Origin of the sequence: Algoriphagus chordae (genome assembly GCF_003254055.1) — a bacterium.
In the GTDB taxonomy this organism is placed as follows: domain Bacteria; phylum Bacteroidota; class Bacteroidia; order Cytophagales; family Cyclobacteriaceae; genus Algoriphagus; species Algoriphagus chordae.
On the sequence record NZ_QKZT01000002.1, the window covers coordinates 191333 to 206921 of the forward strand.

General features: G+C 40.9%; 15 protein-coding genes. 7 read left to right on the forward strand and 8 right to left on the reverse strand.

Annotated elements, in window-relative coordinates:
* Positions 1-48: 48 nt before the first annotated feature.
* Positions 49-942 (reverse strand): N-acetylmuramoyl-L-alanine amidase, encoded by an 894-nt coding sequence (locus LV85_RS02855; protein WP_111316674.1) that lies wholly within the window; start codon positions 940-942, stop codon positions 49-51.
* A gap of 320 nt (positions 943-1262) precedes the next feature.
* Positions 1263-3044, reverse strand: coding sequence for a glycoside hydrolase family 15 protein (locus tag LV85_RS02860; protein ID WP_111316675.1), 1782 nt, complete (start codon positions 3042-3044; stop codon positions 1263-1265).
* Positions 3045-3393: 349 nt separating this feature from the next.
* Here LV85_RS02860 and LV85_RS02865 point away from each other — a divergent pair, with 349 nt between their 5' ends.
* The gene (locus LV85_RS02865) at positions 3394-3993 is read left to right on the forward strand and encodes a hypothetical protein (RefSeq protein WP_111316676.1); all 600 of its coding nucleotides are present in this window, start codon (positions 3394-3396) and stop codon (positions 3991-3993) included.
* A 384-nt stretch (positions 3994-4377) separates the two neighbouring features.
* On the opposite strand, the gene LV85_RS02870 is transcribed toward LV85_RS02865, so the two are convergent.
* The 6 genes from LV85_RS02870 to LV85_RS02895 form a co-directional block, all read right to left on the reverse strand.
* On the reverse strand, positions 4378-5439 hold the full coding sequence (locus LV85_RS02870; RefSeq protein WP_111316677.1) for a BF3164 family lipoprotein: 1062 nt from the start codon (positions 5437-5439) through the stop codon (positions 4378-4380).
* A gap of 58 nt (positions 5440-5497) precedes the next feature.
* On the reverse strand, positions 5498-5695 hold the full coding sequence (locus LV85_RS02875; protein WP_111316678.1) for a hypothetical protein: 198 nt from the start codon (positions 5693-5695) through the stop codon (positions 5498-5500).
* 357 nt (positions 5696-6052) lie between these two features.
* Complete coding sequence (gene nadD / locus LV85_RS02880; RefSeq protein ID WP_111316679.1) at positions 6053-6619, reverse strand: nicotinate (nicotinamide) nucleotide adenylyltransferase; 567 nt, start codon at positions 6617-6619, stop codon at positions 6053-6055.
* 4 nt (positions 6620-6623) lie between these two features.
* Complete coding sequence (gene gmk / locus LV85_RS02885; protein WP_111316680.1) at positions 6624-7196, reverse strand: guanylate kinase; 573 nt, start codon at positions 7194-7196, stop codon at positions 6624-6626.
* Between the two features lie 2 nt (positions 7197-7198).
* Positions 7199-7471 carry a mycothiol system anti-sigma-R factor gene (locus LV85_RS02890; protein WP_111316681.1) on the reverse strand — a complete coding sequence of 91 codons (273 nt, stop codon included), beginning with the start codon at positions 7469-7471 and terminating at the stop codon, positions 7199-7201.
* 16 nt (positions 7472-7487) lie between these two features.
* Entirely contained in the window at positions 7488-8090 is a 603-nt protein-coding gene (locus LV85_RS02895) for a sigma-70 family RNA polymerase sigma factor (RefSeq protein WP_111316682.1), read from the reverse strand.
* Between the two features lie 67 nt (positions 8091-8157).
* On the opposite strand from LV85_RS02895, the gene LV85_RS02900 reads away from it, so the two are divergent.
* The 6 genes from LV85_RS02900 (at position 8158) to LV85_RS02925 (ending at position 15537) form a co-directional block, all read left to right on the forward strand.
* Complete coding sequence (locus LV85_RS02900) at positions 8158-9054, forward strand: lysophospholipid acyltransferase family protein (protein ID WP_262510132.1); 897 nt, start codon at positions 8158-8160, stop codon at positions 9052-9054.
* Between the two features lie 143 nt (positions 9055-9197).
* On the forward strand, positions 9198-10037 hold the full coding sequence (locus LV85_RS02905; protein ID WP_111316684.1) for a lysophospholipid acyltransferase family protein: 840 nt from the start codon (positions 9198-9200) through the stop codon (positions 10035-10037).
* Positions 10038-10195: 158 nt separating this feature from the next.
* Complete coding sequence (locus LV85_RS02910) at positions 10196-12463, forward strand: ATP-dependent helicase (protein ID WP_111316685.1); 2268 nt, start codon at positions 10196-10198, stop codon at positions 12461-12463.
* A 66-nt stretch (positions 12464-12529) separates the two neighbouring features.
* Complete coding sequence (locus LV85_RS02915; RefSeq protein WP_111316686.1) at positions 12530-13198, forward strand: DUF4290 domain-containing protein; 669 nt, start codon at positions 12530-12532, stop codon at positions 13196-13198.
* On the forward strand, positions 13198-14505 hold the full coding sequence (gene murA / locus LV85_RS02920; RefSeq protein WP_111316687.1) for a UDP-N-acetylglucosamine 1-carboxyvinyltransferase: 1308 nt from the start codon (positions 13198-13200) through the stop codon (positions 14503-14505). The genes LV85_RS02915 and murA overlap by 1 nt, the downstream gene beginning before the upstream one ends.
* 57 nt (positions 14506-14562) lie before the next feature.
* Complete coding sequence (locus LV85_RS02925) at positions 14563-15537, forward strand: glycosyltransferase family 61 protein (protein WP_111316688.1); 975 nt, start codon at positions 14563-14565, stop codon at positions 15535-15537.
* Positions 15538-15589 lie beyond the last annotated feature (52 nt).

Here is a 15589-nt window from a genome sequence, read left to right on the forward strand (position 1 = left end):
CCTAATTGCGTACTCTGCGTTACCCTCTGCGAGCTTCGTGGCTAATAATCACAAATATTTCTTATACAAATTATCCAAGATCCTCTTATCGGTTTCGCTTAATCCTGCTTCTATATCCCGCTGTATAAAATGCAGTTTGAATGCACGGATAGCTGCCTTAGGATCTGATACATCATAACCTATAATCCTTAATGCCAACACCGGGTCTAAGGTCTTTGATGGCAATGAATCCGTATTTTCTATTGGGAAAGAATCGGTATTCTGGCTGGATAGAACTGGAAAAACTTCCTCTTCATCATACCACAATCCATATCCTTCTTCCGCCAATTTTCTCCAAGGGAAATAAGTACTTGGATCTACTTTTCTAGAGGGAGCGATGTCCGAATGCCCGATGAAATTGGCAGTTGGAATTCGGAACTTCCACTTGAGCCTCTTCAGTAACAGCAACAAACTTTCTATCTGTGCTTCAGTGAATGGCTCGCTCCCATTGTTATCCAATTCAATGCCTATGGAAGCTGAATTCAAATCCGTATCAGATCCCCAGCGGCCACTTCCAGCATGCCAGGAACGTAGGTAATCATTCAGCATCTGCACAATCTCCCCATCTCTGCCTACCACATAATGTGAACTCACCTGTGTACGGCTAACTGTGAAAGTATTAATCGTCTGCTTCAAAGAATCCTGAGCCGTATGATGAATGATCACATAATTCGGCTTTCTGATACTGAAATTCGTTGTACCAATCCAGTCATCAGTAATGCTCAATGTATCGTAATCCAGTTCTGCCTTAGTTTTGGGGATTTCTTGAATGAAAGCTGTGGCTTCTTTGACTGCCTTCTCATGGGCCTTATTATTCTTTTTATAAATGTCTTTGGAGCAGGAGACAAAAGTGAGTGTGAAAATTACTAGGAGAAAGGAAGAGAGATAGTGTGGGAACTTCATCTGTAGGAATAGTTAATCTGAATTCGAAGCTACAAGTATTGTACTAAGTCTGAAAACTAACACTTGAAAATTGATGGATTATGAGGATAACCTTTGAGGTCTTTTTTGGACCTCGAAGGTTTTTTGTTCAAAAAATTAAAACCTTCGAGGAGACCCTTCGACTTCGCTCAGGGTGACACCCCAAAGGTTAATTGAAAAAGTCCTGCTTCTGGAGAAGCAGGACAACATTTATATCATTAAGATCACCGTAAATCTGCGCTATTTATCTGCGAGAATCTGCGGGAAATAAAGAAGATATCTGCTGGAAATTTATTTAAAACCTACAAGAAATTCGGTCTATCCAGCTTCTTCCCGATACGGAAAGCGGCATTCATCAATCCTACATGAGAATATGCCTGCGGGAAATTACCCCACTGACTTCCTGTCTTCTGATCCACATCTTCGGAGAATAACTGTAAGTGATTGCAATATTTCACCAACGTCTCAAAACCTTCCACAGCCTCATCCAATCTTCCTACACAGGCCAGCGCTTCAATATACCAGAAAGCACAGATCAGGAAGGTAGTCTCAGGCACTCCAAAGTCATCCATGTGCTTGTAGCGATAGAATAAGAAATCTTTCGCCAGCAACTCGTCTTCCAAGGCTTTCAAGTGGTCATTTGCACGCTCTAGATCTTCTCCGAAGTAACCCATGGTAATCAACTGCAGCGTAGATGCGTCCATATAGGTCGAGCCGATTGCCTGACCATAAGCCTTACGATCTGGAAGATAACACTCTTCTATTTTGACCACTGCCATATCTCTAAGTACGATGGCTTTTTGGTACATCGCATCATCTTTCAGGCGGATGCCGATTTTTGCGGCAGCGCAAGCTCCTGCCCAGTGAAATAAGAAGGTATAGCAATGCTGTTGTGCCAAATTCCTAAATTCCCAAAGTCCCGCATCCTTCTCATTCATCGTTGCTTCGATCTTATTCAGGAGATTCATAATCATCGGACGAGAACTGCTTCTCTCCTCTTCCGTAAATCGCTGATCAGAATAAAGCGGCAACAATGAAACCAGAACTTGGCCGTACAAATCATTCTGAATGTGTGTGTAAGCTTGGTTGCCAAAGCGTACTGGTTTCTCTCCCAAATAACCATCCAAATCAGAGATCTCCTCGGTCAACAATGAATCTCCTGTAATTGAATAAAGTGGTTGGTATCGTCCATCCTCACCAGGACGTAAATTATGTATAAACTCAAAGTATTTTTCCAATTCCTCAAAGTGCCCCAAAGAGTTGAAGCAGGTCAAGGTATAATAACTGTCCCTAATCCAGCAGTAGCGATAATCCCAATTTCGTGTAGATCCTGGAGATTCCGGTAGGCTGGTCGTAGAGGCGGCGATAATAGCTCCTGTATCTTCGTACTGGTGGATCTTAAGTATCAGAGCCGACCTCAGAACCAGCTTTTGATGAAAATTAGAAATACTGGTAGATTTGATCCACTCCTGCCAGTAGGCAGTGGTGGCCTGTAGAAAACGCTCAGAGGTAGTCTCTATCGCTGCTTCCAATGGCCTGCCATATGTCAAGACCAAATAGATAGGCTTGTTCAGCGCAAAAGCTTTTCCGTCCATAATATAACTTAGCGGCGCATTAGTAGACAGTCTTAACTCCTGATCCGTATCCATAAACCGGATGTGATTTGATCCCATGCTAGACTTCAATAATCTACCTCCATGCTCAGCCGAAGGCTGACATTTGATAAGTATTTTTGGAGAACCCGATACTGCTTCGATTTTTCGAATCAGCATCAAGGGTTTGTAATAGCGATCAAAGTTTTTGAACCGAGGAGCAAAATCTGTCACAGCATAACTCCCCTCTTCTGACTTAACAGTAGTTTTGAGAATATTGGTATTCTCCAGATAGACTTGGCTTGACTTGAAGTCTCCGGATTCCGGGTGTATGGTAAACTGCCCGCCTTTCTCACGATCCAGCATTCCCCCAAAAATAAAATCAGAATCAAATCTTGGTAGACACATCCAACTGATATTGGTGTCCAGTTCCACATGGGCGATATAGGCGCAATTGCCGATCACCCCACTTCCGTAGGTATGCTTTTTCATTAAGGTTTGGTTTGGTTTGAAAAGTCAGGCTTCTGGGTCAGCTATCAAGAAAGCAAAAAAGACTTAGGGATGCAAAGAATCCAAGAAATTCAGAAAATAGAATTTCTTCTCAAGGAAGTAATTACTTCTGATTTAATTCTACCGTTCGTTGGTAGATAATCAAGACTTTAAAGACCCAACAAAATCTTATAATTCACTTTATTTTAGTTTGCGGACCAACCCACATCCCCTCTCTTTTCTAGATGGGGAGACTTTTATCAAAAAGATTGGATAGAATGTATAAAAAAATCTACCCTATTTAAATTTATCCACTTAAATTGCTGTAAATGAGAACCTAACAAACCTTAAAATGTTAAAAAAATTCAATTCATTACTATTAATTATCCTAATTCTCTTCGCAGGTTGCCAGCCTGAAGATTTAGTTGACCCTTTTTTAGATGATGATCCAGATGATTCAGGTTCTAAATCAAGTATTTCTTATAAAGTTGACGGTGAACTGATACAAGGGACCTTCAGTGAGGACAATATTATTGATATAGGCTCTTTAACTGGCGAGGTGATTAAATCAACCAATTTAACAAATATCACTATAGGTGGAGCTATTCTTAAAAACAGCAAGATGTACGGGATAGTGATTTACCTAACTACGGATAAAACATATGACCAATTAAAGAATGGTGATTCCTTCGTAGGGAATATAAGTAACCTTTCGCAATTGACTTTTGCAGGTTTTGGGATAGAAGACCTAATAGATGATACTGTATTTTCTTCTAGTGGTGATGAAGATGAGATAGAAAACCAAAATCTAGTTGTATCAATCACCAAAATTGATCATGATGAAGATATCATTTCAGGCACCTTCTCATTTGATGCACATGACGAGGAATTGAATCTCACTAAAAAGATTACAGAAGGTAAATTCACCAATGTATTCTTGGAAGAAAAATAATACTGGTTATTCAAAAATTATGTAGGATTTTGGACAGTTCAGAATATTAGCCTCTATATTTAAAACCTGCAATACCTGAATTCTGATCATTTGTTATAGTATAGGTAATCCTTTCAGAATCGATAACAGAAATTGTGCCTATAGGAATGTCCAAAGAATATTGTACGAGAGAGCTAATTTCCCACTTAAGACTTCGGTGTAAGGTTACTATTCTTTTTTAACAGCAAGAGTTAGCTTGAATAGTAACAATAAGTAAATATTCAAAACTTAAATTTTGGTTTTGAATGCAGTTTGCTTTAAATCAAAGCACTGTGATTTCTACAAATACAATCTCTTATCCCGTGTATAATCTGCCACCCCATCAGGAAGGAGAACTAAAAATTACTAATACTTGAAAACCGCAATTCCTGGGTCCTTATCGCTTGTCAATGCATAAATCTTTCGATCTTTCTCTGAAACGGTAATGGCACTAATTGAAACACTTGTTTTATATAGAGTTAGGGGGTTACCTTCCATGTCAAATTCGAATATCATATCGGAATTGATACCGGTTTTCTTTCTCTCTGAACTTGTTTTACCTATATAAACTAGGAAAACAGATTTTTCTCCAATAAAAATATCAGAATATCCTTTTTTAGTCTCCTCAGACACAAAAGCTAAGAGTTCATTCCCTTGTTGCTCAACTGTATAATCGACCTCATAATTCTTGGGACCAACTAGTGAGATAGATTGGCCCGAATTCAGATTCATCAACTGAAAATACTCAAATTGAATAGCCGCGTGACCTAGAATGTTATTTTTCGGATTATAATCAATAGGCCCCTGATACAAATTAGATAGTAAATACCCTGTTTGCTCATCTACCTGTTCTTCTTTTTTCCAAGGTTCAATAGAACCTGTCCTATTCCCAAGCGTATCAAATATTCCGAATTGGTAAGAGTCTCTCGTGACATAAGAAATTATCTCATTTGGACTCTTCCAATGCATAGAGTAACCTAAAAACCAAGCCTCATTCTGCCGGATAGTACGATTGGCAAGTGGAGAAGTGTCATTAAGCAAAAATTCATAAGAGCTTTTTCCGTTCAGATCATAGGCCCAAAAAGAATCTTTGGCTAAGCCCGCGTCTAATTCCCATATGCCTGATCGAATCTCCCCTGGCCCTTCGCCTATTTTCCCCACAGCCTTTCCATAAACTAAAGTATTTTTATCAAGAAAATGCAACTGCTTACCATTTCCCCCGAGATTGGAAACAATTATATATTCCTCTTTTAGAATAATTTCCCTAGCATTTAAAATACTATCATAAACATACTTTTCTCCAACTAATTCTTTGACTTTAGGAAAGGAATCAAAACTAAACGTGATTTCACCAGTACTATTTTTATTTTCTGAACTGCACGAAAAAATAGCTAAGACACAAAATATTACAATAAAATTCTTAAACATGTATTATAAAGTTAACCTACACCCATTGAATAGGTGTAGGATTTGTGTTGAAATAAATTTAAGGGCAAAAAGGCCCAGGCTTCTTAGTGGAATCCCCCCATGCACCACCTAAGAAATCAGTGCAGTATTCACGAAGTTCGAGACAACAAACCCATTTTTCACCTTCCACAGGTATCTCCTCTCCAGCCTGAATATCTCCACTGCTAAACATCATCGCTCCAAAGAGGAACGCCATTCCAAATAATAACTTTTTCATAAAATTGAATAATTAGATTATTTTAAAAAATCCCGGCCAGAATCAACCCACACCTTGTATTAGGATTCGAGATGATGATCAAAATTGCAAAAAAATCAGGCTATTTGGAGACTGAGGCATAGCACCGCTATGGTGAAGGCGAAAATAGCAACGGAGTGACTGATTTTAAAGCAATTTAGGTCAGCACTAGAACAGCTAATACAGGGTGTGGGTTACTGTCTCACTTAAGACTTCGGTGTAAGTTTATAGTTTTTTTTTTAATCGCAAGAGTTAGTTTGGATAGTAACAATAAGTTAATACTCAAAACTTAAATTTTGAATGGGAATACAGATTGCTTTAAGTCAAACGATTACGAACCTACAAATACAACTTCTTATCTCGTATATAATCTGCCACTCCATCAGGAAGAAGGTACTTGACAGATTTTCCGGCAAGAATGGATTTACGGATAAAGGTCGCTGAGATATCCAGAAGCGGTGCGTCGATCAGGGTAATATTCGGATGGTCAAAAGTCTTGGCTTCTCCTGGTCTAGGATAGACGAAGATCTCATAGTTGTCCAGAATAGTCTGGTAGTTCTTCCAGCGCTTCAGCTGAGTGAGATTATCCGAACCTAAAAATAAGCAAAACTGATGCTGTGGATATTGGTCAGTCAGGTAAGCGAGGGTGTCTATGGTGTAGCTTGGCTTGGGCATGGAAAACTCCACGTCTGAAGCCCGAAACTGATAATTGTCCTCGATCGCCAGCTCCACCATTCGCAGTCTATCAAACTCATGAATCAAAGACTGGCGTTTTTTGAGCGGATTCTGCGGGCTCACCACAAACCAAACCTGATCTAAATCTGTGCGGTCATGAAGCGTGTCTGCTATGATCAGATGACCAATATGTATGGGGTTGAAAGAACCGAAGTATAGACCGATTTTCAAGATTTTATCTAGCTAAAAATTCACTAACCAAATACTCAGCCTCTGCAGAGGACTTTGAGAATTCATCATTGACTACGGTGACGTCAAACTGTGGCTCAAACTTGGATTCAAACTCAGCTTTGAACAGGCGACGGGAAAGTGATTCCTCAGATTCTGTCCCACGATCATTCAAGCGTGCAGCTAATACTTCCAGGCTTGGTACTTTCACAAAAATGGCTAACGCATGTTCTCCAAAGTATTTCTTTAAAGCTAATCCACCTTTCACATCCACATCGAAAATGACTGCTTTGCCAGAATCCCAGATACGCTGGATTTCTTCTTTCAGTGTGCCGTAGAAGTTGCCTGCATAGACTTCCTCCCACTCTATAAATGCGTTCTCGTCGATTTTCCTGATGAATTCTTCCTGAGAAAGGAAGTAGTAATCTTTGCCATGAACCTCATGTCTTCCCCGCTTGTCGCGTGTACAGGCGGAAATAGAAAATCCCAAATTTGGGATGTTTTGGATCAAATGCTTCACTAAAGAAGTCTTGCCTGATCCTGATGGGGCCGAAAAAATAATGGCTTTACCTTGTGTCATGACTATTTGATATCCTGAATCTTCTGACGGATACAATCCGCCAATTCAGTAGGTACAGCGTGTTTGGTACATTTGGTTTTCAATACATCTCGGATAGCCTGCTCCAGGTGGTAATGCTCGAAGCATGGCTGGCATTTGGCGAGCTTCTCCTTCAAGATTTCCTTGCCAGAATCTTGAAGTTCTCCGTCCAAAATACTTTCTAGCAGCTCCAAGCATTTGCTTTCGTCACTGCATTGCACCTTTTTCTCTCCGGATGGGTTGTCATTCATTTCCATGGGTAATATTCTTTAATTATGCCTCCTCTTCCTCTTCGTCCGTATTGTATCCCATATTCTGGGCATATCCTTGAAGTTTCTCTTTCAATAGATTTCTTGCACGATGCAATCTAGATCTCACTGTTCCGATAGGAATGTCCAGGATCTTGGCCATCTCCTCGTAAGTGAACCCTTCCAAATCGCACAAAATAATCACTGTACGGAAATCCACTGCCAAGCTATTGAGTGCATTTGAGATCTCATCACCGAGCATATCCTTGACGGATTCTGCCCTGAGATCGCTAGTGCTTTGGTAGTGAACATCATCCGAGTTGTAATAAGTTTCAACTTCCTGATAATCTACCTTCGTGGGCTGTTTGGATTTCTTCCTGTACTCATTGATAAAGCTGTTTTTCAGAATTCTGAAAAGCCAAGCTTTGGCATTTGTGCCCTGCTCAAATGAGTTGATAAACCGATAGGCCTTCAGGTAAGTGTCCTGCACAAGATCTTTGGCATCATCTTCATCGAAGGTGAGCCTGTAGCCAAAATTGTACATTGAGTCTATGTGTGGCATAAACTCCCCATCGAAGATGGCATTTTTCTCTTCCTGAGAATATATTCTGCGCTGAACTTCCGACATATGTCTCAAAAGTAATGATTGGGTCAATTTATAACTAGAAAATGAGCATAAATCGAACGCATCTGTTGTGAAATGCGTTCACAAATCTTCTTATTACAAGCAATTAACTTTAGTCTTAGCCGAGATGTTTTTACTTAGACTCCTCTCCAGGTTACCTTTATCGGTACTTTATATTTTTTCAGACACCCTCTATTTAATCGCAAGATATGTAGTTGGGTACCGCAAAAAAGTGATCGACGAAAATCTACTTTATGCTTTTCCTGAGAAAACTCCCGCTGAAAGAAAGAGCATTCGAAACAAATTCTACAGGAACTTCACCGATGCTTTCTTCGCCGAGACATTCAAGATGCTGACTATTTCAGAAAAAGAACTCAAGCAAAGATTCCAGGTAATCAATCAGCATTTGGTCGATGATCCAGTCAAAAATGGAAAAAGCTCTCTGATGATGGCTGGTCACGTATTCAACTGGGAAATGGCAATACTTGGAGTTGCACTAAACACTGAAGTGACAGCAGAAACGGTATTTCTTAAGCTAAACAATCCTTTCTTTAACAAACTGATGCTGGCGATCAGAACTCATTTTGGAGGTATCATGACAGAGAAAACTGCCTTTAGACGTAGCATGATTACGATGAGAAATACGCCTAGAATTGTTCATTTGGCAGCAGATCAACGACCTCCTATCTCGGATAGTCGCTACACACGTGAGTTTATGAACAGACCGGCGCTATTTTTCGAAGGAGGGGAAGTTCTGGCCAAGAAAATGGAGCTCCCGGTTTTCTTTGGAACGATGACCAAAATCAAGCGCGGACACTACAGGTTTGAATTTTCTCCACTGGCAGCTCCCCCATATGCTGACCACGCACCACACAGCATCACGGATGAGTTTTGCCGAAGGCTAGAAGAGAACATCAGAACCCAGCCTGACCTGTATCTCTGGAGTCACAAAAGATGGAAATTATAAAAGAGTGGATAGACGCAGTTCTGCGAAATTAGGGCCGTTCAGTACTCATTATAACAGATAAGTTTTTAGGACTGCAAGAATCCGGGTGATTTTACTTTCTTTGTGTGGAATTGACCTGACGTCCGCGAAACACCCAAAACCAAATGACCTTTGTAATAAGGCTCTTCTCTTATCTTCCACTTTCTATACTATATTTATTCTCTGATTTACTTTATTTGGTAGCAAGGTTTATACTGCGCTATCGACAGCAAGTCATTGATGAAAATCTGTATAATGCTTTCCCTGAGAAATCAAAAAAGGAGCGCATTAAAATCCGGAATCAGTTTTATAGAAACTTCACTGACTCATTTGCAGAGACAATCAAACTGCAGACTATCTCAACCAACGAGTTTGAGAGAAGATTTGAAATGATCAATACCGCTTGTCTAGATGAAACTGTTTCTTCAGGCTCCTCAGTCTTGCTCGTTTCAGGACATCTATTCAACTGGGAAATGGGTGTGATTGGCATCAACCATGCCATCCAAGCTCCGGTAGAAACGGTTTACTTAAAGGTGAATAATCCATTTTTCAACGAGCTGATCAATACTATTCGGACACATTTTGGCGGAATAGTTACAGAAAAAAAGGCTTTTCGAAGGACCATGCTTACCTTAGCAAAATCGCCAAGAGTAGTATTGCTTGGTTCGGATCAGCGTCCCCCAAGTTCAGAAAAAAGATATAAGAGGGACTTCTTAAATAGACCCGCAGTCTTTTTTGAGGGAGCAGACTTCCTTTCCAAAAAGATGAACCTGCATGTTGTTTATGGCAAAATGACCAAGATCAAAAGAGGATATTATCGCTATGAGATGATCAAAATAGCAGAACCTCCTTTTGATGAACATCAGGAGCATAGCATTACAGATCAGTTTTGTGAAATGCTCGAAGATAACATCAGACTTCAACCAGACTTATATCTCTGGAGCCACAAAAGGTGGAAGATCTAATTTGTGAATTGAAAGAACTTGTGTGCGCGGATGGATTGAAAAATCACTCATTCCTAACCTCGTCTATTAATACTTGAGACATGATGTCAATTCTTACTTCTTGAATCTAAAATCTTGATACTAGCTACTTAAAACTAGTGTCTTGAATCTAATAAATAATGGATTACCTCGATAGTTTAAACCCAGAGCAGCGACTAGCAGTAGAACACACCGATGGCCCAGTGATGATTATCGCTGGTGCTGGCTCCGGCAAAACCCGTGTGCTCACCTACCGCATCGCTCATCTGATTTATGAAAAAGGCGTAGATGCCTTTAATATTTTATCGCTGACATTTACCAATAAGGCGGCGGCAGAAATGCGTCACCGTATTGAATCTTTAGCAGGTTTGGAAGCAAGGAACACCTGGATGGGTACTTTTCACTCGGTCTTTGCTAAGATCCTGAGAGTGGAAGCTCCCAAAATCGGATATCCTTCCAATTTCACGATATATGATTCGGACGATTCCAAATCACTGATCCGTACGATTGTCAAAGAAATGCGTCTGGACGACAAGGTCTATAAAGCCAATGCCGTACTATCTCGGATTTCTGGCGCCAAAAACCGACTGATTACCTGGAAGGTTTACCAAGACGATCCCTATGTGAAAGCAGATGATGAAGCAGCGATGAAACCCAAAATAGGTGAAATCTATCAGCGCTACCAAGACAGACTTTTCAAAGCTGGGGCCATGGATTTTGATGATTTACTTTTCAATACCAACATCCTATTCCGTGATCATCTCGACGTATTGAACAAATACCAGCAGCGCTTCCGCTATGTGATGGTGGATGAGTTTCAGGATACAAATCTTTCCCAATACCTCATCACCAAAAAACTGGCAGCGGTACATCAGAACATCTGTGTGGTAGGTGATGATGCGCAGAGTATCTATGCTTTCCGTGGAGCAGATATCCAAAACATCCTGAATTTCGAAAAGGATTACCCGGATCTATTTGTAGTGAAACTGGAGCAAAACTATCGCTCTACCAAGACTATCGTAGATGCAGCTAATTCTATCATAGATAAAAATAAAACGCAACTCAAGAAAAGCGTATGGACTTCCAATGGTGAGGGAGATCTGATCGAACTAGTCAAAGCAAGTACCGACAGTGAGGAAGGCAGAATAGTGGCCTCCACTATTTTCGAAGAAAGAAACACCAAAAAACTTAACAACAGCGATTTCGCTATTCTCTACAGGACCAACTCCCAGTCCAGAGCGATGGAGGAAGCCTTGCGAAAGTTGAACCTTACTTATAAGATCGTGGGTGGACTTTCTTTCTACCAACGGAAGGAAATCAAAGACCTAATGGCCTATATGCGATTTACGGTGAATCCTGTGGATGAAGAGGCTTTCAAACGTATAGTCAATTATCCTAAGCGAGGCATAGGAAATACCTCGGTGGACAAGATACTAGTTGCAGCCTTTGACCATGACATCCCACTATGGAAAGTCGTGCAGAATGCCCATAGCTTCATCGGAGGCCGAGCAGCCAGTCAGCTGGATGACTTTGCGACGATGATCAAGTCCTTCAAGATCGAGGTGGAGCGCAAGGATGCTTTCGAAGCAGCCAGTAGCATTGCCAAGCAAAGTGGTCTTTTGCGGGAGCTCTATGAAGACAAAACTATCGAAGGACTCAACCGCTATGAAAACGTCCAGGAATTGCTCAATGCAATCAAAGAATTTGTAGATAACGAGGAGAATGAGGACAAAAGTTTAGGCTCTTTCCTACAAGAAATTGCTCTGCTCACCGATAACGATCGGGACAAAGACATGACCGATGCCATTACGCTGATGACTATCCACTCCTCAAAAGGCCTGGAGTTTAAGCAGGTTTTTGTAGTTGGTATGGAGGAGGATTTGTTTCCTTCTCAGATGATGATGCAATCTCGGGAAGATCTGGAGGAAGAAAGGAGATTGTTCTATGTAGCGACTACTCGAGCGATGGAAAAGTTATATTTCACCTATGCACTTACTAGATATCGCTACGGAAGATTGCTAAACTGTGAACCGAGCAGATTCCTGGAAGAGGTATCTCCAGACTGTATCAAGGTGAGCAAAAAAGTATCTTCCAAGGAAATGTCAGGGGCTTTCCGTAGAGAAGGATTACCAGGATCATCCGAATCCTCAGGCTATATTGGCATCAAGAAGAAACCGGAAACTAGGATGCCAACAGCCATGAAGCTGCATACCCCTAGCCCTGATTTCAAACCTTCAAATACCAACAATCTTCAGGCTGAGCAATTGATAGAGCATCCGAAATTCGGATTTGGCAAAGTTCAAAAGATTGAAACAGAAGGAATTAACCGAAAAGCCACGATTAAATTCGAGCATTTTGGTGAGAAAACATTATTACTTAGCTTTGCGAAGCTCAGAATTATAGACTAATCACCTGCTCCCCTGCCTTTTGGTAATTTTTTTGTTACCTTAATTAGCGCAAAATAGGGATGCATTATGGAGCACTTTGAACCAGACAAACAAAAACTCATTTTGAAAGAATACGGCAAAAACATTCAACGCCTCGTTGATCATATCACGGCGATTGAAGATCGGGATAAGCGTACCCAAAGCGCTTATACGGCAATTGAAATCATCAAACAGTTGAATCCCACCATGAAGCAGGAGAACGACCAAAGGCTTTGGGACGACTTGTACATCATGTCGGATTTCAAACTGGAGGTAGACGCGCCTTTCCCCATGCCCGAAAAGGAATTACTCGGAAAGAAGCCACTTCCTATCGGTTATCCTAAAGGAGAGATTCGCTTCAAGCATTATGGTAGGAATATCGAAAAGCTAATTGCAAATGCCATTGAAATCGAAGATAATGAGGAGCAAGAAGCTGCCGTTATTTTCATTGGTCAGCTGATGCGAAGCTTTCATTCTACCTGGAACAGAGAAAATTTTGACGATGCCATAATCTTAGACGACATCAAGACGTTATCCAAAGGTAAATTGCATATCGATCTGGAGAAGGTGAAAGAAAATGGTTTGTTTGAATCCAATACACATCGTGATTTCAAATTACCGCTGCAAGAGGAACGAAGCAACACCAAAAACAAGCGATCAAATCACAATAATAAACGTCGTTCGAATAACGGCCACAACAAAAAAAGAAGAAATTAATGGGTTCATTTCGGGTCAATGGTGGAATTAAACTCAAAGGCGAGATAATTCCTCAGGGAGCAAAAAACGAAGCACTTCAAATTCTTTGCGCAGTTCTCCTAACACCGGAGAAAATTACAATTGAAAAAATCCCAAACATCGTAGATGTCAATAAGCTCATCGAGCTATTGAGCGATATGGGAGTGAAAGTCACCAAAGAAGGCCCAGAAACTTATTCCTTCCAAGCTGATGAAGTCAATCTTGATTTCATGGAAACGGAAGAATTTTTGAAAAAGGCATCTGCCCTCAGAGGTTCTGTGATGCTTCTCGGTCCCTTGCTGGCAAGATTCGGAACAGGCAAGCTTTCCAAGCCAGGAGGAGACAAAATTGGCCGTAGAAGAATGGATACCCACTTTACGGGTTTTCAGAAACTAGGAGCCAAATTCAACTACGACTCAAAAAATGAGATTTTCCACATCGATGGAAAAAACCTCAAAGGCTGCTACATGCTTCTAGATGAAGCATCTGTAACAGGCACAGCTAACATCGTGATGGCAGCAGCCATGGCAGAAGGAACGACGACTGTATACAACGCAGCTTGCGAACCTTACCTTCAGCAGCTTTGCGACATGCTCAACCGCATGGGTGCAAAAATCTCTGGAGTAGGATCCAATCTTCTGACCATCGAAGGAGTAAAAAAACTCGGAGGTACCACACACAAGATGCTTCCTGATATGATTGAAATTGGGTCATTCATCGGTCTGGCGGCCATGACTCAATCTGAAATCACCATCAAAGACTGTCAAATCCCAAGACTAGGAATCATTCCGGAGACTTTCCGTAGAATGGGCATCAAGTTGGAATTCAGAGGTGATGATATTTTCGTCCCTGCGCAAAAGCATTACGAGATCGAGACTTTCATTGATGGTTCTATCCTGACGGTAGCAGATGCGATCTGGCCTGGTTTCACTCCTGATTTGCTAAGTATCGTTTTGGTTACTGCCACTCAGGCGAAAGGAACTGTCTTGGTACACCAGAAGATGTTTGAATCCCGCTTATTCTTTGTAGATAAGTTGATTGACATGGGCGCTCAGATCATCCTTTGTGATCCGCATAGAGCCACTGTAATCGGCTTGGACAGAAAAACTGAACTACGAGGAATCCGAATGACCTCTCCTGATATCCGAGCTGGAGTAGCTTTGCTTATCGCAGCACTTTCTGCTAGTGGTACATCTATTATCGATAATATCGAGCAGATCGACCGGGGCTATCAAAACATCGACGATAGACTGAGAGCACTTGGAGCAGAAATAGAAAGAATATCCTAATCAAGTCCGGCCTCTGTGCCGGATTTGCTTTTTTTATACCCTTATTTTTAAATTTAGTTGGAAGAAATCAAGGTCACTAGGAAGCCACCTGCCAATCTTCGAAAGGAAGATGAAAAACTCTTTTCAGATGCCTATGAGGCGAATTTCAGCATTGAGACGATACGCCATCTTAAAAACACTTTAGTACTTCAAGACACCGTTTTTTCACTTTCACGCCTGCGTTTTTATTCGAGTCATACGCATGTACATTCCTTAGGTATTCTGCCACTTGGAAAACGTGCAGTTTACTGTATGACTAAGAAATGGAAAAGAATCCCTCATGCTATTTGGATCACAGACGAATGGAGTGCGAATTACTTCCATTGGATTACCGATTGCCTGCCGCGACTTTGGATCGGCTTGAACAGGGAGATTTCTGATCAGGTGATTTTACCTGACTCTTATCAGCATCTGCCTTTCGTATGCCAGAGTTTAGCATTGCTTAATATCAACCCCATCTACTATCAATCAAATGAAAACCTCTTGGTAGAGGATTTGGTACTCACTCCTAGGACTGCAACTTTCCCCAACTTCAATCAGGACCTTGTCCAAAACACCAGAAATAAGCTTCAGATAAGTCCATCGATAGAGCCATTCCGAAGGGTATATGTAAGTAGAAAATTTGCCCCCAAGCGAAAAATACACAATGAAGAATCTGTAGAATCTATGCTAGCAGAATATGGCTTTGAGGTGATTTATGCGGAAGATCTCAGTTTTCAAGAGCAAATCAGATTGATGTCCGAGACCAAGATTTTAGTTTCTCTGCACGGAGCAGCACTTACCAATATGATTTTTTTACCTGAGGAAAGTAAAGTTGTGGAGCTTCGAAACCAAGGTGATTCTATCAGCCAATGTTACTTCAATTTGGCAAATGCACTAGACCTACCCTACTATTACACTTTGAATCAGGGAGATAGCAAAGATTCCATTATGTCAGATTTCACGGTAGACATAGAAGCATTGAAGAAACTGCTCGACCTTCTATGTGATTAATTGCTATTCATTCCTGGCTACTTTCTTTCCTTCTCAATTTTTTTGGTAAATT